This window comes from Streptomyces boninensis (assembly GCF_048572725.1).
Classification (GTDB): Bacteria; Actinomycetota; Actinomycetes; order Streptomycetales; family Streptomycetaceae; genus Streptomyces; species Streptomyces boninensis.
Genome location: NZ_CP183837.1, coordinates 3,177,771 through 3,201,275 on the forward strand (window position 1 = coordinate 3,177,771; position 23,505 = coordinate 3,201,275).

General features: G+C 74.4%; 16 protein-coding genes. 13 read left to right on the forward strand and 3 right to left on the reverse strand.

Translation table 11 applies throughout. The features are described 5' to 3' along the window. Positions 1–125 precede the first annotated feature (125 nt). Together ACNNMR_RS14325 and ACNNMR_RS14330 are read right to left on the reverse strand one after the other, a co-directional pair. Positions 126–824, reverse strand: a complete 699-nt coding sequence (locus ACNNMR_RS14325; protein ID WP_419994984.1) for a class I SAM-dependent DNA methyltransferase — start codon at positions 822–824, stop codon at positions 126–128. Positions 825–878: 54 nt separating this feature from the next. Next, positions 879–2,153, reverse strand: a complete 1,275-nt coding sequence (locus tag ACNNMR_RS14330) for an MFS transporter (RefSeq protein ID WP_419994985.1) — start codon at positions 2,151–2,153, stop codon at positions 879–881. 135 nt (positions 2,154–2,288) lie between these two features. Here ACNNMR_RS14330 and ACNNMR_RS14335 point away from each other — a divergent pair, with 135 nt between their 5' ends. From ACNNMR_RS14335 to ACNNMR_RS14370, 8 genes are all read left to right on the forward strand, one after another. Beyond that, positions 2,289–2,666, forward strand: a complete 378-nt coding sequence (locus ACNNMR_RS14335; RefSeq protein ID WP_419994986.1) for an ArsR/SmtB family transcription factor — start codon at positions 2,289–2,291, stop codon at positions 2,664–2,666. Between the two features lie 178 nt (positions 2,667–2,844). Continuing rightward, entirely contained in the window at positions 2,845–4,347 is a 1,503-nt protein-coding gene (locus tag ACNNMR_RS14340; protein ID WP_419994987.1) for a hypothetical protein, read from the forward strand. Positions 4,348–4,373: 26 nt separating this feature from the next. Next, entirely contained in the window at positions 4,374–5,360 is a 987-nt protein-coding gene (locus ACNNMR_RS14345) for a glutamate ABC transporter substrate-binding protein (RefSeq protein ID WP_419994988.1), read from the forward strand. Positions 5,361–5,408: 48 nt separating this feature from the next. Then, complete coding sequence (locus ACNNMR_RS14350) at positions 5,409–6,728, forward strand: hypothetical protein (RefSeq protein WP_419994989.1); 1,320 nt, start codon at positions 5,409–5,411, stop codon at positions 6,726–6,728. A gap of 2 nt (positions 6,729–6,730) precedes the next feature. Then, complete coding sequence (locus tag ACNNMR_RS14355; RefSeq protein ID WP_419994990.1) at positions 6,731–9,343, forward strand: tetratricopeptide repeat protein; 2,613 nt, start codon at positions 6,731–6,733, stop codon at positions 9,341–9,343. 13 nt (positions 9,344–9,356) lie between these two features. Beyond that, positions 9,357–11,087 carry a PP2C family serine/threonine-protein phosphatase gene (locus ACNNMR_RS14360; protein ID WP_419994991.1) on the forward strand — a complete coding sequence of 577 codons (1,731 nt, stop codon included), beginning with the start codon at positions 9,357–9,359 and terminating at the stop codon, positions 11,085–11,087. A gap of 60 nt (positions 11,088–11,147) precedes the next feature. Next, positions 11,148–12,506, forward strand: coding sequence for a vWA domain-containing protein (locus tag ACNNMR_RS14365; RefSeq protein ID WP_419994992.1), 1,359 nt, complete (start codon positions 11,148–11,150; stop codon positions 12,504–12,506). A gap of 47 nt (positions 12,507–12,553) precedes the next feature. Then, positions 12,554–13,732, forward strand: coding sequence for an FHA domain-containing protein (locus ACNNMR_RS14370; RefSeq protein ID WP_419994993.1), 1,179 nt, complete (start codon positions 12,554–12,556; stop codon positions 13,730–13,732). Positions 13,733–13,873: 141 nt separating this feature from the next. Here the strand turns inward: ACNNMR_RS14370 and ACNNMR_RS14375 are convergent, their stop codons facing one another. Beyond that, positions 13,874–14,842 carry a methyltransferase domain-containing protein gene (locus ACNNMR_RS14375; protein WP_419994994.1) on the reverse strand — a complete coding sequence of 323 codons (969 nt, stop codon included), beginning with the start codon at positions 14,840–14,842 and terminating at the stop codon, positions 13,874–13,876. 97 nt (positions 14,843–14,939) lie between these two features. Here ACNNMR_RS14375 and ACNNMR_RS14380 point away from each other — a divergent pair, with 97 nt between their 5' ends. From ACNNMR_RS14380 to ACNNMR_RS14400, 5 genes are read left to right on the forward strand one after another with little or no spacing between them, the layout of a single operon-like run. Continuing rightward, a complete protein-coding gene (locus ACNNMR_RS14380; RefSeq protein ID WP_419994995.1) occupies positions 14,940–15,665 on the forward strand; it encodes an ABC transporter ATP-binding protein in 726 nt (241 codons plus the stop codon). Next, entirely contained in the window at positions 15,662–16,750 is a 1,089-nt protein-coding gene (locus tag ACNNMR_RS14385) for an ABC transporter permease (protein ID WP_419994996.1), read from the forward strand. The genes ACNNMR_RS14380 and ACNNMR_RS14385 overlap by 4 nt, the downstream gene beginning before the upstream one ends. 32 nt (positions 16,751–16,782) lie before the next feature. Further along, entirely contained in the window at positions 16,783–17,196 is a 414-nt protein-coding gene (locus ACNNMR_RS14390) for a globin (protein WP_419994997.1), read from the forward strand. 29 nt (positions 17,197–17,225) lie between these two features. Continuing rightward, complete coding sequence (locus ACNNMR_RS14395; RefSeq protein WP_419994998.1) at positions 17,226–20,573, forward strand: FtsX-like permease family protein; 3,348 nt, start codon at positions 17,226–17,228, stop codon at positions 20,571–20,573. A gap of 2 nt (positions 20,574–20,575) precedes the next feature. Beyond that, a complete protein-coding gene (locus tag ACNNMR_RS14400; protein WP_419994999.1) occupies positions 20,576–23,464 on the forward strand; it encodes a hypothetical protein in 2,889 nt (962 codons plus the stop codon). Positions 23,465–23,505: the final 41 nt, after the last annotated feature.

Sequence of the window (23,505 nt, forward strand, 5' to 3'; positions counted from 1 at the left end):
GCCCCGGCGGGTTGTGCGGCCGAGGGCAACTGTTAGGAAAGTTTCCTATCCGATGGCCAGCGAAGGTACGGCGGTCCCCGGGGGAGCGTCAATCCCCTGGGGACAACGACTGTTAGGAAACTTTCCTAATCCTCCTGCCGCGCGGCTCCACCGCTCGCGAGCGGCTTGCGCGCGATCAGGAACGCCTGCGGCGCCCGCTCCGGGAACGGGCCGTCCACATCCCGCTCCTTCAGCACTCGCGCCCGGACCGGCAGCCCCGCCGCCGCCAGCAATTCGGCCATGACCTCCGGTCGGCGCCGATGGAAGACCAACTCGACCTCATGCCCGAGCGCCTCCCGCAACTCCAGCGGCTCATCCCCCACCTGAAAGCCCAGCACCGCATGCCCACCCGGCTGCAGCACCCTCGCGAACTCGGCGAGGGCGACGGGCAGTTCCGCATCCGGCACGTGAATGGTGGAATACCAGGCCGCGAGCCCGGCCAGCTCCCCATCCCCGTACCGGAGATCGAGCATCGAGCCCTCCTCGAACCGCAGCCCGGGGTACGTGCGCCGAGCCACCGCCAGCATGCCGGGCGAGAGATCCACCCCGTGGATATCGAGCCCGAGACCCCGCAGATGGTCGGTCACCCGCCCGGTCCCACACCCGATCTCCGCCACCCGACCCCCACCCCCGTCCCGTACGAAGTCCGCGAAGGCCGCGAGCACCGCCCGCTCGATGGGCTTGGCCTCCAGCGCGCCTCGGGCGAAGTCGACGTAGTCCTCGGCGATGGCGTCGTAACCGGCGCGTGTGGCGTGCAGGAAGTGGGGGTCAGAGATGGCGTCCATGAACGCGGACCCTAGGCGCCACCACTGACAGCGGACGCCCCGGGCGCCGGCCCTTCAGCCCCGCCGCCCCGCACGCCGCCGCCCCGTCGCGGCGATTGCCCCCGCAGTCGCCAGCACCCCCACCGCCACGCCGAAGGCCGTCGTGCCCGCCGTCAGGCCCACCGCATCGCTCAGGTAACCGGCCGCCACCGGCAGCACCCCGGCCAGGAGGTAACCACCCGCCGTCAGGGCCGCATTCGCCTCCGCCAGCCGACCCGACGGGACCTCCGCCGCCAGCGTCGACAGCCCGCCCAGCTGCGAGGCGCCCTGGCCGAGGCCGGCCAGCACCGCCGACTCCAGCAGCAGCGGTACGGACGTCACCGCCACCGCCGCGATCAGCGCCGCCATCCCGGCCACCGTCAGCCCCGCCCCCAGCCGGAACAGCACCCGCACCCGCAGCCCCCGCACCGCGAACTGGATCCCCGTAGCCGCCGCGAAGAGCAGGAAGATGGTGCCGCCCGCCACCGCTCGGTTGTCCGTGTGCAGCAGCTCGGCGAGCAGCGAAGGCCCGAGGCTCAGCACAAAGCCGGTGGCCGCGATGGCCGGAGCGAAGACAGCGAGGCTGAGCAGCAGGGCCCGGCGGTTGGCCCGCGGGGCGGAGGGAAGACGCAGGACCCGCCCGCGCCCTGCGCCCGGGGCACCCGAACCCGAGCCACCCGAATCCCCCACCCCGGCGCCCCGCACCCTCCGCGGCAGCGGCATCCGCAGCACCACCGGCAGCGCCACCACCAGCAACCCCACCTGAACCAAAAACACCGTCACCGTCGGCCCCGCCACCACCTCCGACAGCACCCCCGTCAACAGCGGCCCCAGCGCCGCACCCCCCACCATCGACGCCGACGCCACCAACCCGCCCAGCTTCTTCTCCCCCTCCGGCGCCAGATCCGCGACCGCCGCCATCCCGGCCGCGAGGAATGCCCCGACCGAGATCCCGCTCAGCACCCGCGCCACCCCCAGCACCGCCACCGAATCCGCGACCGCGAACAACCCCGCCCCCACCACTCCCAACGCCAGCCCCGGCAGCAGCACCGGCCGCCGCCCGTACCGGTCCGCCAGCGACCCGGCGAAGGTCAAGGTCACCAGCAACCCCGCGATGTACCCGGCGTAGATCAGCGTCAGCGTCGCCGCCGAGAAGCCGAGCCGCCCCTGCCACAGCACATACAGCGGCGCGGGCTCGTTGGAGAGCGCCAGCGCGGCGACGACGGGCCAGGCGGCGAGCCACATCCAGCGGCGGGAGGCTGGTGCCGATGGCACGGCGACTTCGTCACGGGCATGAACAGCGGTGGACATGGGCGCCCCCAGGCAGGATCGACACGATTCCCTTGTACGAGAAAACTCGCACAAGCAGTACGAGAGAAGTCGTACAGCACCCCGTAGTACGATGCAACTCGTACAAGCCTCGACCAGCAGCAAGGAGCCCCGCCGATGCCCCGAAGCGCCCCCACGGCGTACCGCACCTTCGCCGAGCTCGAGACCGACGACCTCCCCACCCCCCTCCCCGAGCCCGCCCCCGACGACCTCCGCCTCGAGACCGTCATGGCCGCCCTCAGCGACCCCCTCCGCCTCCGCATCGTCCGCAAGCTCCTCCTCGAAGCGGAGCGCATCGATCACCCCTGCGGCTGGTTCGGGCTCGACCGGCCCAAGTCGTCCCTTACGCACCACTTCCGGGCGCTCCGCGACGCCGGGCTCATCCGCCAGCGTCAGTTCGGTCTCACCCGCGGTAATCAGCTGCGTACCGAAGACATCGAGGCCCGCTTCCCGGGGCTGTTGGCGCTGGTCGCGGAGTGGAAGCCGGCTGCCTGAGGGGTACGGAACCGAGCACGCGTCACACGCGTGATGAAGAGCAACAACCTGTTCGGTCGCAATCCGAACAAGATCCCGGCAATGCCTGTGCCACCGGTGCCCGGGGCAGCCATACTGCTTCCGATGCACCATCTCGCCCCCCAGCGGGCGAGCAGCAAGTGACCCAGGGGGAGGTCTCGTGTCACACCCGCCGTCCGCCGGCAGCGCGGCGCCGCCGGATCAGTTGACCGTGGCAGGATTCGCGGCCATCGGGCAGTCGCCGCCGACCATGTCGGGGCAGATCCCTCAGCAGCCCGGCCACCAGCCCGCGCGCCGTACGGCGTTCGCCGAGGGCATGGACCGGATGCGCACGTCCGCGACCACCGAGCCGGGGCGGCTCAGGATCATCGGGGCGGTGCTGGCCGTGCTGGTCGTCGCGTTCGCCGCGATCACCGCCTGGCAGGTGGCCGACCGGTCCTCCGCGGCCGACTCCGTCGTCGAGCGCAGCCAGCCGCTGAGCGCGGACGCCGCGTCCATCTACCGCTCCCTCGCCGACGCCGACACCACCGCCGCGGCCGGCTTCCTCTCCGGCGGCCAGTGGCCGAACGAGGTCACCAAGCGGTACGAGAAGGACATCGACCGCGCGTCGAAGCTGCTGGTGAAGGCCGCGGCCAACACCGAGGGTTCGGCCGCCGCCCAGAAGCAGCTCTCCACCCTCAGCCACACCCTCCCCCGCTACACCGGCCTGATCGAGCAGGCCCGTGCCAACAACCGCCAGGGCCTCCCCCTCGGCGGCGCCTATCTCCGGTACGCCAACAAGCAGATGTCCGAGACCCTGCTGCCGGCCGCCAGGGAGCTGTACGAGACCGAGACCGGCCAGCTGAACGACGACTACGACGCCGCGAAGAGCTGGCCGTACCTGGCCCTCGCCGCCGGCGTCGTGGCGCTCGGCGGCCTCGGCTGGGCGCAGCGCCGCAACTACCGCCGTACCAACCGGGTCTTCAACCAGGGCCTGCTGATCGCCACCGCCGCCACCACGGTGGTGCTGCTGTGGCTGGTCGCCGGGCACGCGTTCGCGCGCAGCGGCCTCACCGACTCGGACGAGCATGGCGCGCAGTCGCTGCAGGTGCTCAACGAGGCCCGGATCGACTCGCTGCGGGCCCGCGCCGACGAGTCGCTGACGTCCGTATCGCGCGGCGCCGTCGTGGACGCGAAGTCGGGTGAGGACGCGTACGAGAAGCGCTATCAGGCGAGCATGGTCAACCTGATGGGCAAGGGGGAGAAGGGCGGACCGGCGAGCGGCAGCAAGCTGCACGAGGCGTTCCAGCTCGCGGACAACGAAACCGGCGAGGCGCCGGTGGACAAGGCCGGCGAGTGGACCCGCGAGTGGCAGCAGCGGCACAAGGTCGCCCGCTCCGCCGACGACGCCGGTGACTACGACCTCGCGGTCGAGCGGACCATCGGCAAAAAGGATGCGACCGGCGAGGACTTCGACAGCAAGAACTCCTCCGGCGAGGCCTTCGACAAGGTCGACGCCTGGCTGGCGAAGGCGCTCGCGCACGAGCAGGCGGAGTTCAGCTCGGCGGCGGAGGACGGCCGCGGCGCGTTCACCGGCCTGCAGTGGGGCGCGGTGGTCCTGGGCCTGCTCGGCGCCCTCGGCGCGCTGCTGGGCATCGGGCGCCGGCTCTCGGAGTACCGGTGATGGGGGGCGTGGAACCGATGGGACCGATGGACAAGCAGCCCAAGAAGCGGGTACGCGGCTGGGGCGGCGTCGCCGGCATGGCGGTCGCCGTCGCGGCCACCGCGGCCCTGCTGCCCGCCGCGCTGCACCAGGCGCCGGACCACGGCAGCAAGCGGTCGCCGCAGCAGGCCACGCACGCCGCCCCCGCCGCGGCCACCGAGGAGTGCGACGACGGCAAGGCCGCCGAGGCCAGCCTGAAGCCGGACGGCGGCGCCAACGGCGACGCGGTCAAGCGGATCAAGGAGCGCGGCAGGCTGATCGCCGGCGTCGACCAGAACAGCTACCGCTGGGGCTACCGCAACGCCTCCACCGGCAGCCTGCAGGGCTTCGACATCGACCTCGCGCGGGCCATCGCCAAGCAGATCCTGGGCGACGAGAACGCCATCATCTTCCGGGCAATCCCCACCAACCAGCGCATCCCGGCCCTGGAGCAGAACAAGGTCGACGTCGTCGTCCGTACGATGACGATCAACTGCGACCGGCTGAAGGACGTCGACTTCTCCTCCGAGTACTTCCGCGGCGGCCAGCAGGTGATGGCGCCCGAGGGCTCGGGTATCAAGGGCAAGGACGACCTGGACGGCAAGACCGTCTGCACCGCCGCCGGGTCCACCGGCGAGGAGTCGCTGCGCAAGGACGTCAAGGGCGCCAAGGTGCTCACGGTCGACAACCAGCTCGACTGCCTGGTGCGGGTCCAGCTCGGCCAGGCCGACGCGGTGGTCACCGACAACGCGCTCGCGGCCGGGCAGGCCGCGCAGGACCCGTCGATGAAGCTGGTGGGCGAGCGGTTCACCGATGAGCCGTACGGTGTGGCGGTGAAGAAGGGCAGCGATGACCTCGTCAAGCGGATCAACAAGGTGCTCGCCGACTATCGCGACGGCGGGAAGAACAGCGACTGGATGAAGGCGTACCGCAAGTGGCTGGAGGCCGACCTGCCGGGCGTCAAGGCCGCGCCGGAGCCCAAATACCGGGATTAGCAGCAGGATTGACAGCGGGATGAGCACGAAGAAGGTGAAAGGGGAGTAATGGGGGCTTCGGACCCGGCGGCCGCCGGACCCGTGCTGGGCCGGGAGGAGGTGGACCGCGCGCTGGCCCGGCTCGGCGACGAGCACGAGGCCATCGAGACCTCGTTGCTCGCCCTGCAGGACCACGCCGGCCGCCGGCTGCTGGAGGGCGCCGAGCTCACCGGGGTCACCAAGGAGCGCTGGGCCGCGGCCGAGCAGCGGATCGCGCTGCTCTGGGCGTATTTCGACGCGTATACGGACACCCTCACCGCGGCCCGCGAGATCCGCGCCCGCCGCCGCTCCCCCGGCTCGGCCGAACTCGCCGAGCTCACCGACCTGCTGCGCGGCGACGGCATCACCATCGCCGCAGGCGCCGTCTCCGCGGCGAACCCGGACGCGCCCGCCTCCCTCACCGCGGCCCCCGCGAAGCTCTCCGAGCGGCTCAGCCTGGACGAGCTCGTGGACCGGATGAACTCCTACTACGCCGAGACCCTCGACGTGATCGCGACCGCCGACTCGGTGTGGTCCGCGCTGCCCGCCCGCATCGACCTGCTCGGCGCCGAGCTGCAGCGCACCCGCCAGCTGGCGCACTCCGTGGGCGTACGGCCCCGGGAGCACCCCGCGGGCGACGACCTGGAGCGGATCACCAACGAACTCGCCGATCTGAGGGCGCAGGTGGTGAGCGATCCGCTGGCCTTCTGGACCCGCGGCTCGGCCAGCTCCGCGCCCGGCGGCGGCCGGCCCGACACCGCGCGCTACGACTCCGCGGCCCGGGCGCTGGAGGACGTACGCCGGGAGATCGAGGCCGTGCTGCACGTCCGGCAGGACGCCGAGCAGCGGCTGATCGAGCTGCGCGACGTCCTCTCCCGCGCCGACCGCACCCTCACCGAGGCCCGGCAGGCGCGCGTCGAGGTGCTGGCGAAAATACTGGCGTCCGACGTGCCCGCCGTATCGGGCCCGCCGACCGCGCTGCAGGAGCAGCTGGCCACCGCCGCCGAGTACCGCAGAAGCGCGCAGTGGCACCGCCTCTCGCCGCTGCTGGAGTCCCTTGAGCAGCGGGCCGAGGACGAGCTGACCCGGGCCCGCGAGGAGCTGTCCGCGGTCACCGCGCCGCTGGCCGTACGGGCGGAGCTGCGCGGCAGGCTGGACGCGTACAAGGCGAAGGTGGCCAGGCACGGCCTGGCCGAGGATCCGCTGCTGCACGAGCGGTACGAGAAGGCGCGCAGGATGCTGTGGTCTGCGCCGTGCGACCTGGTCGCGGCGGAGCAGGCGGTGCTGCGCTATCAGCAGGCGGCGCTGGAGAGTCTTAACGGGCCGATGGACAAGCCCAGGGGGATGTGAAGGTGACGGAAGAGCAGAAGAAGTGCCAGCGTCCTGGCTGCGACGGCCACTATGAGGACGTCGGCGGCGGCGAGCTGTACTGCGACACGTGCGGGCTCGCGCCCGTGGTGTCGCCCGACGCGCTGATCGGCTCCTCGCCGACCGGCATCACGGGCCACGCCAAGCGCGGCTCGTCGAGCAGCTCCAGCAGTTCGTCGTCGCGGTCGAGCTCCTCGTCCCGCTCCTCGCGCAGCTCCCGGTCCTCCCGCCGCTCGGTGTCCGGGCGGCTGTCGCGGTCGCTCACCGGGTCCGCGGCCACCGGCCGTTCGGTGTCGGTGCGCTCCTCCCGTACGACCGCGGCGTCGTCCGGGCGCGGCAAGCTCGGCGCCGGACTGGTGTCCGTGCCGGAGGTCCCGCGGCCCAACCCGCGGGACGCGGTGCTGGAGAATCCGGAGGTGCCGGAGCGCAAGCGGTACTGCTCCAAGGGCGACTGCGGGGCCCCGGTCGGCCGGGCGCGGGGCAGCCGTCCCGGCAGGACTGAAGGTTTCTGCACCAAGTGCGGCCAGCCGTATTCCTTCGTGCCGAAGCTGCAGGCGGGCGATGTGGTGCACGGCCAGTACGAGGTGGCGGGCTGCCTGGCGCACGGCGGCCTCGGCTGGATCTATCTCGCCGTGGACCGGGCGGTCTCCGACCGCTGGGTGGTCCTCAAGGGCCTTCTCGATACGGGAGACGAGGACGCCCTCGCGGCCGCGGTGTCCGAGCGCCGCTTCCTCGCCGAGATCGAGCACTCCAACATCGTCCGCATCTACAACTTCGTCGAGCACCTCGACCAGCGGACCGGCTCCCTCGACGGCTACATCGTCATGGAGTACGTCGGCGGCAAGTCGATGAAGGAGATCGCCAACGAGCGGCGCACCGCCGACGGCAAGCGCGACCCGCTGCCGGTCGAGGTGGCCTGCGCGTACGGCCTGGAGGCGCTGGACGCGCTCGGCCATCTGCACAGCCGCAACCTGCTCTACTGCGACTTCAAGGTCGACAACGCCATCCAGCAGGCCGACCAGCTCAAGCTCATCGACATGGGCGCGGTCCGGCGCATGGACGACGACGATTCGGCGATCTACGGCACCGTCGGCTACCAGGCCCCCGAGGTCGCCGAGCTGGGCCCGTCGATCGCCTCCGACCTGTACACGGTCGCGCGCACGCTCGCGGTCCTGACCTTCGACTTCCAGGGCTACACGAACGTCTTCGTCGACAGCCTCCCCGACCCCGACTCGATCGACGTCTTCAGCCGCTACGAATCCTTCTACCGCTTCCTGGTACGGGCCACCGACCCGGACCCGGCGCGCCGCTTCGCCTCCGCGGAGGAGATGTCGGAGCAGCTGACGGGCGTGCTGCGGGAGGTCGTGGCGCTGCAGACCGGGCGGCCGCGGCCGACGCTGTCCACGCTGTTCGGCGCCGAGCTGCGGGTGGTCGACAACCAGCTGTTCGCGGAGGACGTCGAGGCCGGTTCGCGGCTGGGCGCGCGGACGTACGGCAAGTCCGGGCAGTCCAACGGCGCGCCGGCCCTGCCGCCCGGGGCCGTACCGGCGCAGCTGACCGGCGGCCCCGAGCAGGCCGCGCTGCCGCCGGCGGGCCCCGGCGCCACGCAGGTCGCGGTGGCCGCCCGGATCGCCGCCACCCGCCCGCTGGACGCGCGGGCCGCGTCGCTGGCGCTGCCGGTGCCGCGGGTCAGCCCGTCCGACCCCAACGCGGGCTTCCTCGCGGGCCTGATGGCCTCCGCCCCGGCGGAGCTCAGCGCCGCGCTCGCCAATGCGCCGAGCGAGTCCATCGAGGTGCAGCTGCGGCGGGTACGGGCCCAGTTGGAGCTCGGCGAGGTGCAGGCGGCGGGTCATGCGCTGGCCGAGCTGGACCAGTCGCACCCCGACGACTGGCGGATCGTCTGGTACCGCGGGCTGCTCGCCCTGATCACCGGCGACCAGCAGACCGCCGCGCTGTCCTTCGACGCGGTCTACGACGCCTTCCCCGGCGAGCCGGCCCCGAAGCTGGCCCTCGCCATCTGCGCGGAGGTGCTCGGCCAGCTGGACAACGCCGCCGAGTACTACCGCCTGGTGTGGGCCACCGACCAGGCCTATGTCTCCGCCGCGTTCGGCCTCGCCCGGGTCCGGCTGGCCGCCGCCGACCGCTCCGGCGCGGTGCGGGCGCTGGAGTCCATCCCGGAGGCGTCGATCCACTACACCGCGGCCCGGGTCGCGGCCGTACGGTCCCGGCTGCGCGAACGCGCCCCGCAGGAGGCGCTGCTCGCCGACCTGGAGGCGTCGTCGCAGCAGGTCGAGCGGCTGCTGGACTTCGGCCTCGACGCGCTGAACCGCGAGAAGCTCTCCACCGAAGTGCTCGGCTCCGCGCTCGACTGGGTCATCTCGGGGCGCGCGGGGGCCGCTCCGCCCGGGCAGCAGCCGGGCCGGCCCGGCGCGCCTGCGCCACGGCACGTACTCCTCGGGAGCAGCCTGGACGAGGAGGGCCTGCGACTCGGCCTGGAACGCTCGTACCGCATGCTGGCGCGGCTGGCGCAGCGGGGCGAGGAGAGGATCGAACTGGTCGAGCGGGCCAACCGCTTCCGTCCCCGGACCTGGGTCTGAGAGGTAACGACTGATGGCGCAGACCCCCCGCCTGCCCGAACTGTCGGCGTGCCCGAACTGTGCGGAGCCACTGGATCCCGGCGACCTCTTCTGCGGCGCGTGCGGCCGCGATCTCGCTGCCGCGGAGGAGCCGGCAGCGGCGCCGCCGGCCGCGGACCCGGCGGCGGCCGGGCGCGGCGCGGCGAGCGCGAACGGAGCCGAGCCCAGCGGGCCGCCGGCGAGCGATCCCGGGCTGCCGCCGGGGTGGTTCCGCGATGAGGTGGAGGGCGTGGCCGGGCATCCCGACGCCGGCGGCGACGGTCCCGCCGAGCCGGCGGGCGAGGGCGCCCGCAGGGACGCGGACCGCCGCCCGCACGCGGCGAGTGCGGGCGATGCCGGCGGCCGTACCGCCGGGGCTCGCGACGCCGTCGGCGGCGACGCCGACCCCCGGGCCGCCGGGGCCACCCCGCCTCCGCCGCTCGCGCCGCCCCCGTCCGCGCAGCCGCCGGTGCGGTACGACGACCGCGCCGCGGGCTCCGGGAGCGGAGCGCCCATCGTGCCCGATCACCCCGAGACCCTCGCCGACTTCACCCTCGGCGCCCCGGAGTCGGACGGCTTCCACCTGGCCGCCCCCGAGTCCGATCCCGATCACTACCGGCTCGCGGAGCCGCTGGAGCCCGCGACCGGCGCCGGGGACGACGCCTCCCGCGGCGACGCCCCGGCCCAGCCGCCGCAGGGGGACGACCCGCGCGCCGCGACGGCGCAGGGCGGCGACCCCCGGGCCGCGCTCGGTACCCCGGAACCCGCCGCGGCGGAGGCCGAGACCCTCGAGGTCAAGCACTGCGTCGCCTGCCGCACCGGCACCATCGACGCGGACGGCTACTGCGAGAACTGCGGGCATGCCCAGCCCCGCGAGCGCGACCACATCGAGCGCGAACTCGACGGCGCCGCAGGCACCCCCGTGGCCGCCGTCAGCGACCGCGGCCTGCGCCACCACCGCAACGAGGACGCCTTCGCGCTGTCCACCACCCCGCTCCCGGACGGCGGCAGCGCCGTCGTCGCGGTCGTCTGCGACGGCGTCTCCTCCGCGTCCCGCCCCGACGAGGCCTCCGAGGCCGCCAGCATCGCGGCGAAGCGGGCGCTGGGCGACAGCCTGCCGCTGGGCATGCACCCGCAACAGGCCATGCACGAGGCCCTCGTCGCCGCCGCCCACGCCGTCTCCGCGCTCGCCGCCGACACCGGCGGCATCGCGGGCGCCCACCAGAACGCCCCCGCCTGCACCATCGTCAGCGGCGTCATCGCCAACAGCATCCTGACCGTCGGCTGGATCGGCGACTCACGCGCGTACTGGATCCCCGACGACCGCACCGCGCCGCCCGCCCGGCTCACCGAGGACGACTCCTGGGCCGCGCAGATGGTGGCGGCGGGGCTGATGAGCGAGGCCGATGCGTACGCGGACGCCAGGGCGCACGCCATCACCGGGTGGCTGGGCGCCGACGCCCACGAAATCGACCCGCACACCGCGTCGTTCAAGCCGGAGGGTCCCGGCGTGGTGCTGGTGTGCACCGACGGGCTGTGGAATTACGCGGAGGCGGCCGCCGACATGGCCGCCGCCGTACCCGCCGACGCCCGCACCAGGCCGCTGCATTCGGCGCAGGTGCTCGTCGGTCACGCCCTTGACGGAGGGGGCCACGACAACGTAACGGTCGCAGTGCTGCCGTTCCCCTCAGCCGACGTCCGGGCAAGGATTCCTGACATGGCATGAGGCCCGACCGAGTCAGCATGTCTACAAAGTTCCATTGAGAAACTCCGGGGAGCGGAACAGATGGCCAACTTCTCCAAGTCCAACGCGCCTGAGTTCTCGGTGGAGGTCTACCAGAACGAGTACCTCCACGAGGGCGGCCGCGAGGTGAACGCAATCATCACGGTCACCTCCACCGGCGGAGGCACCACCGGCGGCATCCCGCTCCCGGCAGCCGACCCGGCGCGCGCGGCTTTCACCGGCCCCGGCTCCGACGCCGCCGTCGTGATCATGGTGGACTGCTCCGGCTCCATGGACTATCCGCCGACCAAGATGCGCAACGCCCGCGACGCGACCGCGGCCGCCATCGACACGATCAAGGACGGCGTGTCCTTCGCGGTGGTCGGCGGCACCCACATCGCCAAGGAGGTCTTCCCCGGCGGCGGCAGACTCGCGACGGCCGGGCCCCAGACCCGTACCCAGGCCAAGGAGGCGCTGCGCAAGCTCAGCGCCGGCGGCGGCACCGCGATCGGCACCTGGCTGAAGCTCGCCGACAAGCTGCTCGCGACCGCGGATGTGTCGATACGGCACGGCATCCTGCTCACCGACGGCCGCAACGAGCACGAGTCGCCCGAGGACCTCCGCGACACCCTCAACGCCTGCGCCGGGCGCTTCACTTGCGACGCCCGCGGCGTGGGTACGGACTGGGAGGTCAAGGAGGTGACGGGCATCGCCTCCGCGCTGCTCGGCACCGCCGACATCGTCGCCGACCCGTCGGCGCTGGCCGCGGACTTCACGCAGATGATGGAGCAGGCGATGGGCAAGGAGGTCGCGGACGTCGCGCTGCGCCTCTGGACCCCGCAGGGCTCGGAGATCAAGTTCGTCAAGCAGGTGGCGCCGACGGTGGAGGAGCTGACATCGCGGCGTACGGAGGCGGGGCCGCGGGCCGGCGACTACCCGACGGGGTCGTGGGGCGACGAGTCCCGCGACTATCACGTATGCGTCGAGGTCCCCTCGGCGGGCGTCGGCCAGGAGATGCTCGCGGCCCGGGTCTCCTTGATCCTCCCGCAGCCGGACGGCGGCACCCCGGTCACGCTCTCGCAGGGCCTGATCCGCGCGGTGTGGACGGACGACATGGCGGCGTCCACCCGGATCAATCCGCAGGTCGCCCACTACACCGGGCAGGCCGAGCTGGCGCAGGTCATCCAGCAGGGGCTCGAGGACCGGAAGGCCGGCGATGTGGACGGAGCTACAGCCAAGCTGGGCCGGGCCGTACAGTTGGCAAGCGCGTCGGGCAATGAGGCCACCGCCAAACTGCTGGCGAAGGTCGTGGATGTTGAAGATGCGGCCAGCGGTACTGTTCGATTGAAGGCTAAGGTCGCTGAGGCCGACGAGATGACGCTGGAGACGCGGTCCACCAAGACGGTGCGCGTGAAGAAGTAGCGGCACGGCAGTGCCGCGGGTTGCAAGAGGAGTGAGGGGGAGCACGGATGGCCACCTGCCCGAACGGGCACCAGTCGGCGGCCGATGACTGGTGCGAGGTATGCGGTATCCGCATGGCACCACCTGGCTCAGCAGCCCCGGCGGCCCCGGGTGCGCCAGGCGGCCCCTCGGTCCCTCCGCCCCCACCGCCACCCGGCGTGGGCGGCTATGGCTATCCCGCGCAGCCCGGTCCGCCGCCTCCGCCGGGCGCCGACCCGTCGTACCCCGGTGATCCGACGCAGCAGGCCGAGCTGTGCCCGCAGTGCAATACGCCTCGGGAGGCGCAGGCTCCGTTCTGCGAGGAGTGCCGGTACAACTTCCTGACGCATTCGGCGACCTCGTACGTGCCCCCGGCGCAGCCGGCGGGCTTCTCGCGCGGGACCCGGCCGCCGGCTCGCGAGGAGTACCGGCCGTCGCGGCCGTCGCAGGTGAACCGGGCGGCGGAGCCGTTGTCGATGGATCCGGCGGGGCCTGGGGCTGCGGGCCCTGCGGGGCCGGGAGGCGCGGTGGGGCCGCCGCCTCCGCCGCCGCCTGTTCCGGGCGCGGGTCCTGGTATCGGCGCGCCCGACGGGCCGCCTCCGCCTCCCCCGGCCCCCGGCACGGGTGGTTACGGCTACCCGGGACAGCCCGCGGCCCCCGCTCCGGCCCCCGCCCCGTCATCGCCGCCGCCGGGTGGCGGTGACCCGCGGGCCAATGGCAGCAGCGGTGACTTCTTCATCTCGCCGCCGAGTGGGTCCGAGCCGGGTGCGCAGGGGCCGGAGGCCCCGCTGTCGCCGTCCGCTGCCGGCTGGGTGGCGGTGGTGACGCCGGACCGCGAGTACTTCACGGCGATGATGTCGCGCAGCGGTCCCGAGGCGTCGGGCCTCAACCTGCCCGCGTACTCCCCGGAGCAGAAGATCACGCTCACCGGCCCGCAGATCACGATCGGCCGCCGCCGCCAGTCCACGGGCGAGTCCCCGGACATCGACCTGGCCCGCCCCCCGGAGGACCCGGGCGTCTCCCACCAGCACGCGGTCCTCGTGGAACAGCCGGACGGCACCTGGTCGGTCGTCGACCAGAACTCCACCAACGGCACCACAGTCAACGGCGCCGCCGACCCCATCCAGCCCTTCGTCCCCGTCCCCCTCCAGGAGGGCGACCGGGTCCACGTAGGCGCCTGGACCACCATCCGCTTGCAGCGCGGCTGACCTCCGGCCGGGACCGCATGGCCGCAGCGCCCGGGCGGGTAGCGCTGCTGCGGGGCGGCCGCCTGCCGGGCTGTGGCTTGGATCTTTCCCACCCGCCCGCCCGTTCCTGTCGCTGACAGGAACGGGCGGGCGGGTGGGTTGCTATATCTCCCAGCGAAAGCGGCCGTCCGGGTCGTCCAGCCACGCCCACTGGCGTCCCTCAGCCGCCGTCACGCCGTAGCGTTCGCGGGGCGGGCGGCCCGTGTCCTCCCACAGTGCGTACGCGTCCGCCGGGGAGAGGCGACCCGCCGTCAGTGTCAGCAGGAAGCGGAAACCCTCGTCGCGGACGGCCCTCCGCGGCGCCCCCGCCGTCGACACCTCCGGCCGCGCCGGCCCGCCGCGCAGCGGCACGAAGTACGCCGGCGTCGGCAGGAAGCGGCCCTCCGCGAAGGCGGAGCCCTCGCCGGACGCGGGCACCCGCAAGCGCACCAACCCCGTAGCCAACGGCGCCAGCACCACCGCCCCCGGGCGGCATTGCTCCAGCCACGCCCACGGCACCGAGGACACCGCACACGTCGCCAGCACCCGGTCGTACGGAGCCCGAGCCGCGCAGCCCCGCCCCCCGTCGCCCGTCACCACCGCCGGCCGGTAACCCGCCACCGCCAGGTGGGACCGGGCCGCCTCCGTGATGTCCGGATCAAGATCCACCGTCGTGACCCGGTCCGCCCCCAGCCGATGGCACAGCAGCGCCGCGTTGTAGCCCGTACCCGCGCCGATCTCCAGCACCGACTCGACGCCCGTCACCTCCAGCGCCTGCAGCATCATCGCCATCAGCGACGGCTGGCTGCTGGAGGACAGCAGTTCGCCGTCCCGTACCCGCGTCGCCAGCGGCGCGTCCGCGTAGCAGCCCGCCAGCCAGCGCAGCCGCCCCGCCGCATCGGGGTCGCCGCGCCACAGCCGCTCGTAGCCGCGCCCCGTGCCCACGTAGTAGTACGGGACGAACGCATGCCGCGGTACCGCCGCGAAGGCCGCCCGCCACGCCGGATCCGTCAGCGCCCCCGACTCCTCGATCGCGCGCACCAGCGCGCCGCGCGCCGCGGCGCCCTCCGCCGCGAACGGGTCCGCTCCCACGCCTCCACCCGCTCCGTCCACCCCCCTACTGTCCTGCGCCGACGGATTCCGCGCGACCTCTCCCGGGCCCGTACACCGCCGGGATAGGGTCCGGGCCATGACTGCTGCGATCCAGGCCAAGGGCCTGCGTAAGCGGTACGGGGATGTGCGCGCCGTCGACGGGGTGGGGCTCACGGTCGAGCGCGGTGAGTTCTTCGGGATCCTCGGGCCGAATGGTGCGGGCAAGACGACCACGCTGGAGATCCTGGAAGGGCTGCGGCGGCCCGACGAGGGCAGCGCCGAGCTGCTCGGGCTCAGTTCCTGGCCGCGCAATCCGGAGCTGCTCAAGCGCATCGGCGTGCAGCTGCAGGCGTCGGCGTTCTTCGAGAAGCTCACCGCCCGCGAGCAGATCCACACCTTCGCTTCGCTGTACGGCATCGGGCCCGAGCGCGCCGACGCCATGCTGGAGACCGTCGGCCTGACCGAGAAGGCCGGCACCCGCGAGGACAAGCTCTCCGGCGGCCAGGCGCAGCGGCTGTCCATCGCCTGCGCGCTGGTGCACGATCCGGAGCTGGTCTTCCTCGACGAGCCGACCACCGGGCTCGACCCGCAGGCCAGGCGCAATCTGTGGGACCTGCTCCGCGGCATCAACTCCGAGGGCCGCACCGTCGTCCTCACCACGCACTACATGGACGAGGCCGAGGAACTCTGCGACCGCGTCGCGGTGATGGACGCGGGCAAGGTGCTGCGCACCGGGCCGCCGAGCGAGCTGGTCGCGGAGCTGGGGGTGGATTCGCTGGAGGACGTCTTCCTGCAGCTGACGGGGCGGGAGTACCGCGAGTGAGCACCACAGGAACCAAGCCGAGACGCCCCTCCCGGCAGGCCTTCGGCAGCCTCTCCCGCGCCATGTCGCTCGGGCTGTTGCGCGACCGGGCCGCCGTCTTCTTCATGCTCGCCTTCCCGCTGATGTTCCTGGCGCTCTTCGGCGCCCTGTTCAAGAACTCGGAGACGCCGAAGGTCAACCTCGTTCAGATCGGCAAGGTGCAGGCCTTTGAGCGCCTCCCCGACGAGCTGGACGACGTACTGAAGATCAAGAAGTCCGGCGACCGCGACCAGGCCCTGGAAGACGTACGCAAGGGCGATCAGGACGCCGTCATCTGGCAGCGCGGCAAGGAGATCGAGCTGCGCTACTCGCAGGCCGACCCCGCGAAGGCCGGCTCGGTGCAGAGCATCGTCAACTCCGTGGTGCAGCAGGTGAACATCGCCGCCACCGGCAAGCCGCCCGCCTACCGGGTCGCCTCCGGCACGGTCGAGGACAAGTCGCTGAAGGCGATCCAGTTCTTCACCCCGGGACTGCTCGGCTGGGCCGTCGCCATGGGCGGCGTCTTCGGCACCGCCATCACGCTCGTCGCCTGGCGCAAGAAACGCATCCTGCGCCGCCTCTGGCTGGCCCCCATCAGCCCGGCGCCGGTGATCGCGGCCCGGATCGGCGTCACCCTCGCGCTGGCCCTCGCCCAGATGGCGATCTTCCTGGCGGTGGCCACGCTGCCGTTCTACGGGCTGCGGCTGACCGGCAATTGGTGGCTGGCGCTGCCGCTGGTCGCGTGCGGCAGCCTGGCCTTCATGTCGATCGGGCTGGTCGTCGGGGCGTGGGCGAAGTCCGAGGAGGCGGCGAACGGGCTGGCCCAGATCATCATCCTGCCGATGGCCTTCCTGTCCGGCTCCTTCTTCCCGCTCGATCAGGCGCCGGGGTGGGTACGTACCATCTCCACGGTCTTCCCGCTGAAGCACCTGGTCACGGCGATGGAGGCGGTGCTGAGCAGGGGTGGCGGCTGGGGCGACGCGCTGCCGGTGATGGGCGGGCTGCTGCTCTTCGCGGTGGTGCTCACGGCCATCGCGGCGCGCATCTTCCGGTGGGATGCGGCGTAGGACCAAAGTCCTCCGTCCCCCGGAATGAGAACATGGAAGCGATGAAAGAGATCCGACGCGGCGAACTGCAGACGCAGACCTTCTACGAGCAGGTCGGCGGCGAGGAGACCTTCCGCCGCCTGGTGCACCGGTTCTACCAGGGCGTGGCCGAGGACCCGCTGCTGCGGCCGATGTACCCGGAGGAAGACCTGGGCCCGGCCGAGGAGCGGCTCACGCTCTTCCTGATGCAGTACTGGGGCGGGCCCCGCACGTACAGCGACGCGCGCGGGCACCCGCGGCTGCGGATGCGGCATGCGCCGTTCCAGGTCGACCGGGCCGCGCACGACGCCTGGCTGAAGCACATGCGGGCGGCGGTGGACGACCTCGCCCTCGCGCCGGAGCATGAGCAGCAGCTCTGGGACTATCTGGTGTACGCCGCCGGATCAATGCTTAATACACCTGGTTGAACCCGGACTGATCTGTAAGGATCCGGTGCGTGGCCGGGTTGCTTCTCCATCGAATACGCGAGCACCGGCTGCTGCTTGCCGCCGCGCTGCTCGCGGTGGTGCTGACCACGGCCGTGCTCGCCACGCTCACCGCCTTCACCGCCACGGTCGGCGACGCCGGGCTGCGCCAGACCCTCACCCGCGGCTCGGCCGCCCGCGCCGCGCTCGTCGTGAAAGCCGATGTGACGGCGGACGGGCAGCCGGGGGCCACGGCGGCCGTGCGGGACGCCGCCCGCCGCGCGTACGACGGACTGCCCACCCGCATCCGGACCTTGACCCGCTCGGACCCGTACGCGCTGCCCGCCACCACCCGCCCCGCGGCCGCCCGCAAGCAGGGCCGGCCCGATCTCACCCACTTCGCCGCCCTCGACCGCTCCCGGGTCGAGCTGGCCAGGGGCCGCTGGCCGACCGCGGCGGGCAGGGACGCGAAGTCCGTGTCCGTGGCGCTGCCGGAGGCGGCCGCGGCCGCGCTGAAGCTGGCGCCGGGTGACAGGCTGAAGCTGGCCGCGCGGATGCCCGGCAAGCCGCCGCTGACCGTCCGCCTCGCGGGCGTCTGGCGGCCCAAGGACCGCGGCGATCCGTACTGGCAGCTCGACGAGTTGGGCGGGCGGGGCCTGCAGACCGTCGACTTCACCACCTACGGGCCGCTGCTGGCCGACCCCGGCTCGTTCGCCTCGGGTCGGGTGCCGCAGGCGTCCGCCGCCTGGCTTGCCACCGGCGACTTCGCCGCCGTCACCGGCGGCCGCACCGGGGAGCTGAGCGCGGCGATGCAGGCCGCCGTCAAGGACATCCCGAAGCTGGACGGGCTCGGCGGCAGCGGCGTTACGGCCCAGTCGCAGCTGCCCGACGTGCTCGCGGACGCCGACCGGGCGCTGCTGGTCAACCGGTCCTCGATCCTCATCGTGGCGCTGCAGCTGGTGCTGCTCGCCGGCTACGCGCTGCTGCTCGTCGCCCGGCTGCTGGCCGCCGCGAGGGACGGCGAGACGGATCTGCTACGGGCCCGCGGCGGCTCCCGGTGGCGGATCACCGCGCTCGCCGCGGGCGAGGCGGCGCTGCTGGCGCTGCCCGCCGCCGTCGCGGCGCCGCTGCTCGCCGGGCCGCTCACCGGGGCGCTCAGCGGGCACGGCGCGCTGGCCCGGCTCGGGCTGGACCTGGACACCCGGGTCACCGGCGGCACCTGGCTGGTCGGGGTGGCGGCGGCGGCCGGGTGCGCGCTCGCGGTGGTGGCGCCGACGCTGGCCCGTACGGGAAGAAAGCAGAGCAAGGTGCGGCGGCTGCCCGCGGTGCCCGGGGTGGTCAAGGCGGGCGCGGACATCGGGCTGCTGGTGATCGCGGGGGTGGCGTACTGGCAGCTGGACCGGCAGACCTCCGACGGGGCGGGGGTGCTGGGCAGCGCCTCCCCCGACGGCTCCGGCGCCTCCCCCGACGGCGCCTTCGGCGTCGATCCGGTGCTGGTCGCGGCGCCCGCGCTGGCGCTGCTCGCCGGCACCGTCGTGACGCTGCGGCTGCTGCCGCCGGTGGCGCGGCTGGCGGAGCGGCGGGCGGCGGCAGGGCGCGGGCTGCCCGCGGCGCTGGCCGGCTGGCAGCTGAGCCGGCGGCCGATGCGCGGCGCGGGCCCGGTGCTGCTGCTCGTACTCGCGGTGGCGATGGGGATGCTGGCGATCGGACAGGCGGCGTCCTGGGAGCGGTCGCAGGCCGACCAGGCCGACTTCCGGGCGGGCGCGGACGTACGGGTCAGCGGCATGCAGCTGCCGCCGCTCGGCCAGGGCGGCGCGCTCGCCGGACTCCCGCACCTGCGCGCGGCGGCGCCCGCCGCCCGGCTCGACATCAGCCTCGCCGAAACCCGCTCCGCCACCGTGCTCGCCCTCGACACCGCGGCGGGCGGCGGCATGCTGCGGCTGCGCGGCGACCTGGCCGACCGGCCCGCGGACGGCGTGCTGCGCGAACTGGCGCCCAGCAAGCCGCAGTCGGCCGGGGCGAAGCTCCCCGGCACGCCGGACAAGGTGCGGCTGAGGGTACGCCTGGACGGCGGCAAGCACGGGGGCGCCGAGCGCACCGCCCAGGCGCGGGCCACCTTCGCGGACGCGGCCGGCTCCGCGCTCGTCGCCGACCTCGGCCAGGTGACCGCCGACGGCAGCACCCGCACCCTCACCGCCGACATCGGCGCCGCCGTCGGTGCGCCCGAGGGGCGGGTGAAAGGGCCGCTGCGGCTGACCGGGCTGCGGCTGGTCATGTCGGTGCCGGGCAAGGCCGAACAGCACCGGCTGACGCTGGCCGAGGTCCGTACCGTCGCGGCCGGGGGCGAGCAGAGCGCGCCGGTGCGGCTGCCGGACGCGGGGCGGTGGCGCGGGCAGGCCGCGGCCGACATCGACGAGGCCGAGCCGCACTCCGCGCTGCCGAAGGCCGGGAAGCCGGCCGGCGGCGGCGACGCGCTGACCGTCACGTACGACACCGGCTCCCAGCCGGCGAGCCGCGGCTGGTACGGCACGCCGCCGCCGCTCGACGCCGGGCTGGTCGCCGCGCCGCCCCCGGCGAGCATGCCGCGGGCCGCGGCGACCGGCGGGTTCCTCGACTCGGCCGGGGCGAAGCCGGGTTCCGTGGTGTCGGTGCCGGTGGGCGGCGGCAGCGTGAAGGTGAAGATCGTCGAGACGCTGCGGGCGCTGCCCACCACCGGCCCCGACGGCGGCGCGGGCGAGCCGGACGGCGGGGCGCTGCTGGTCGACTTCCGGGCGCTGAACTCGGCGCTGGCCGCGAAGGGCCTCACCCCCGTGGAGCCCGGCGAGTGGTGGCTGGCCGCGCGGCCGGGCAACGCCGCCGCGCTGGCCGGCGAGTTGCGCGCCAGGGGCGACGTCGACCCGGAGCGGGTGATCGAGCGCGCGGCGGTGGCGCGGGAGCTGCGCGACGATCCGCTCGGCGCCGGCCGGCAGACGGCGCTGACCGCGGTGGCGGTGGTGGCGGCCGCGCTGGCGGCGCTGGGCTTCGCGGTGAGCGTGGCCGGTTCGCTGCGCGAGCGGGCCGCGGAGCTGGCGGTGCTGCGGGCGCTCGGCGCGCCGCGGCGGCAGCTGGCCCGGATGATCGCCGCCGAGCAGGGCGTGCTGCTGGCGCTCGCCCTGACCGTCGGAGTCGTGCTGGGCGCCGTACTGACCAGGAGCGTGCTGCCGTTGATCTCGCTGACCGCACAGGCCACCAAGCCGGTGCCGGAGCTCGCGGTGCAACTCCCCGCCGGGCAGGTGGCGCTGCTGCTCGCCGGGGTGATGGCGGTGCCGCTGCTGATCGTCGTCGCGCTGGCGCTGCGCCGCAGCGACCCGGCGGCCGAACTGCGCGGCGGGGGTGAGTGACGGTGGGCTCGTGGGTGCGGATCCGGCTGCGCACGGCGCCGTGGACGGCGCTGGCGTTCGGGGTGCTGGTGCTGGTGACGGCGTTCCTCGCGGCCGCGCTGCCGCGGAGCGTCGACACGTACGAAACACGCGGGCTGCGGCACCGGATCGAGCATGCGGAGCCCGCCCGGCGGACGATCGCCGCGACCGTACGGGCGGAGGACCTGCAGCTGCAGGGGAAGCAGCTGGAGCGGCTCTTCTCGCCCGAGCGGATCGCGGCGGACCACCGGGACTTCCGCGACCGGCTGCGGCCGCCGCTGCGCGCGGACGGCGGGCAGGCCTCGTACGGGGCGCGCACCGAACCGATCCCCGCCACGGACACGTACCTGCCCGCCCTGGCCGGCGGCCGCCCGCGGCTGAGCCTCACCGCGCAGGCCGGCCTCGCCGACCGCGGCCGGGTGCTGGAAGGGCGGCTGCCGCGCGCGCCGGCCGGGATGGACGAGGCGGCATCCCCGGCTGAAGGCTGGGGCGGAGTGCGCCGGCTGGAGGCGGCGGTCACCGAGGCCACCGCCAAGAGGCTGCACCTGCGCGTCGGTTCGGTCGTGCACCTGCCCCCCGGGGCCCGGCCCCTGGAGGTGGAGATCACCGGCGTGCTCCGGGCGCAGCAGCCGCGCGGCGACTGGTGGTCGGTGCAGCCGCTGCTGCTCAAACCGGGCGTGCGGTACACGGAGGCCAGCGTCCCCGAGCCGTACTGGGCGGGCGCCCTGCTGCTGGCCCCCTCGGCTGGGCCCGCGCTGCCGTATCTGTCCGGCACCTCGCCGGAGACGTACTGGCAGCTGCCCCTCGACCCCGGCGGGCTGACCGCGCCCGAAGTGCCCGCGGCCCGCACGCAGTTGGCGTCGCTGGACTCGGGCCCCGGCCTGGTGCGGCTGCAGTCCCGGATCAACGAGGGGGTGACGGTCGACGCCCCCGTACGGGAAGAGATCGACGCCGCCGAAGGCCTGCGCGCCGCCATCGCCCCGGTGGTGGCCGTCGCCGGCACCGGCATCGCCGCGGTCGCGGCCGCTGTGCTGCTGCTCGCCGGCGGCCTCGCCGCCGCCCGCCGCCGCACCGAACTCGCCCTGCTCCGCGCCCGCGGCGGCTCGCTGCGCGGCATCGCCTGGCGGCTGACGCTGGAGAGCGGCGTGGTGGCGCTGCCGGCGGCGGTGCTGGGCGGCGCGGCCGCGGTGGCCGTGACCGGCGGGACCGGCTCCACGGAGGCCAGGCTGTGGCCCGCGGTGGCGGCGGCGGGCGCGGTGGCTTTGACGGCGACGCTGGCGCTGCCGGTACGGGCCGTGTTCGGCGACGGCGGCGCGCTGCGCAAGGCTCGGCGGCCTGCGGCCCGCGAGGACGGCCCGGCCGCCGCGGGAACGCCTCCGACGCGGCGGCTGGTGGCGGAAGGGACGGTGCTGGTGGTGGCGTTGGGCGCCGTTCTGGCGCTGCGGCGGCGCGGCACGGCGGCGTCCCCCGGGGGCGTGGACCTGCTCGTCAGCGCCGCGCCGGTGCTGGTCGCGGTGATCGCGGCGCTGGTCTTCGTACGGCTGTATCCGCTGCCGCTGCGGCTGGCCGCCCGCCCGGCGGCGCGGCTGCGCGGCCCGGTCGCCTTCCTGTCGGTCGCGCGGGCCGGGCGGTCCGGGGCGGCCGCGGCGCTGCCGCTGCTGGCGCTGATCGTCGCGCTGTCCACGGCGGCCTTCGGCGGCTCGGTGACGGCGGGCGTGGACGCCGCGCGGGACCGGGCGGCGCTGCTCGGCGTCGGCGCGGACGCCCGTATCAGCACCGCGGGATCGCTCCCGGACGCGCTCGTGGACCGGGTGGGCAAGCTGCGCGGCGTCGCCGCCGCCGTGCCGGTCAGGACCGAGGCCGACGCCGCCGTCGACGCCGGGGCCGCCAGGTCCGCGGCGAAGCGGACCGCGCTGCTCGCCGTACCACCGGCGGCCTACGCCCGGCTGGCCGAACGGATGGGCCTCGGCGGCGCCGAGACCGGGCGATGGGCGGAGCGGGCGGCCCGCGACACGGGCCCGGACGGACCGCTGCCTGCCCTCGTCTCACCCGGGCTCGCCGCGGCCGCGGGCAGCGGCGGCACGCTGACCGTCGACACGCACGAGGGTGACCTTCGGGTACGGGCCGTGGCCACGGCCGCGGCCACCCCGGCGCGCCCCGACGGCCGTTACGTCGTCGTCGCCGACCGCGCGCTGGCGAAAGCGCAGCCGGACGCCGGGCGGCAGCCCGACACGCTGCTGCTCACCGCCGCCCGCGCCGACGGCACCGGCATCGACACCGCCGCGCTGCGCGCCGCGACCCGCCATGACCCCGCCACGGCCGATCTCCCCGGGAGCCTGCGCACCACCGGCGGCCAGGAGATCGGCACCACCGTACGCGCCGAGATACGGGCCGGGCTGACCGACTCCCCGATGCAGTCGGGCGCCGAGCGCCTGTACCTGGCGGCGGTGGCCGCCGGCGCCGGCTACGCCCTGATCGCCATCGTCCTCGGCCTGCTCGCGGCCGCGCCGGAGCGCACCGCCCTGCTGGCCCGGCTGCGCACCCTGGGCCTCGCGCCGCGGCAGGCCCGCCGGCTGCTGGTCCTCGAGTCGCTGCCGACCGCGCTGCTGGCCGCCGCCGGCGGCGTGCTGGTCGGCTCGGCGGCGATCCGGCTGCTGGCGCCGGGCATCGACCTGAGCTCGCTTGCGCTGTCCTTCCACACCGGGCCGACTGCCGACGCGCTGGGGCGGGCCCGGCTGGCGCCGGACACCGTGTCGCTGACGGCGCCGGCCGCGGCGATGCTGCTGCTGGCGCTCGGCGCGGTGGTGGCGCAGGCGTGGTGGACGGGGCGCCGGGGGGAGGCCAACGAACTGAGGGCGGGAGATTCCGTATGAGCGGCAGGGCAGGAGACCCCGTATGAAAGCCAGGGCAGGAG

What these genes read in the sequence shown, in the direction of transcription:
- ACNNMR_RS14325 (WP_419994984.1), bottom strand. Translation starts at nt 824, where the DNA reads ATGGACGCCATCTCTGACCCCCACTTCCTGCACGCCACACGCGCCGGT.
- ACNNMR_RS14330 (WP_419994985.1), bottom strand. Translation starts at nt 2,153, where the DNA reads ATGTCCACCGCTGTTCATGCCCGTGACGAAGTCGCCGTGCCATCGGCA.
- ACNNMR_RS14335 (WP_419994986.1), top strand. Translation starts at nt 2,289, where the DNA reads ATGCCCCGAAGCGCCCCCACGGCGTACCGCACCTTCGCCGAGCTCGAG.
- ACNNMR_RS14345 (WP_419994988.1), top strand. Translation starts at nt 4,374, where the DNA reads ATGGACAAGCAGCCCAAGAAGCGGGTACGCGGCTGGGGCGGCGTCGCC.
- ACNNMR_RS14350 (WP_419994989.1), top strand. Translation starts at nt 5,409, where the DNA reads ATGGGGGCTTCGGACCCGGCGGCCGCCGGACCCGTGCTGGGCCGGGAG.
- ACNNMR_RS14360 (WP_419994991.1), top strand. Translation starts at nt 9,357, where the DNA reads ATGGCGCAGACCCCCCGCCTGCCCGAACTGTCGGCGTGCCCGAACTGT.
- ACNNMR_RS14365 (WP_419994992.1), top strand. Translation starts at nt 11,148, where the DNA reads ATGGCCAACTTCTCCAAGTCCAACGCGCCTGAGTTCTCGGTGGAGGTC.
- ACNNMR_RS14370 (WP_419994993.1), top strand. Translation starts at nt 12,554, where the DNA reads ATGGCCACCTGCCCGAACGGGCACCAGTCGGCGGCCGATGACTGGTGC.
- ACNNMR_RS14380 (WP_419994995.1), top strand. Translation starts at nt 14,940, where the DNA reads ATGACTGCTGCGATCCAGGCCAAGGGCCTGCGTAAGCGGTACGGGGAT.
- ACNNMR_RS14390 (WP_419994997.1), top strand. Translation starts at nt 16,783, where the DNA reads ATGGAAGCGATGAAAGAGATCCGACGCGGCGAACTGCAGACGCAGACC.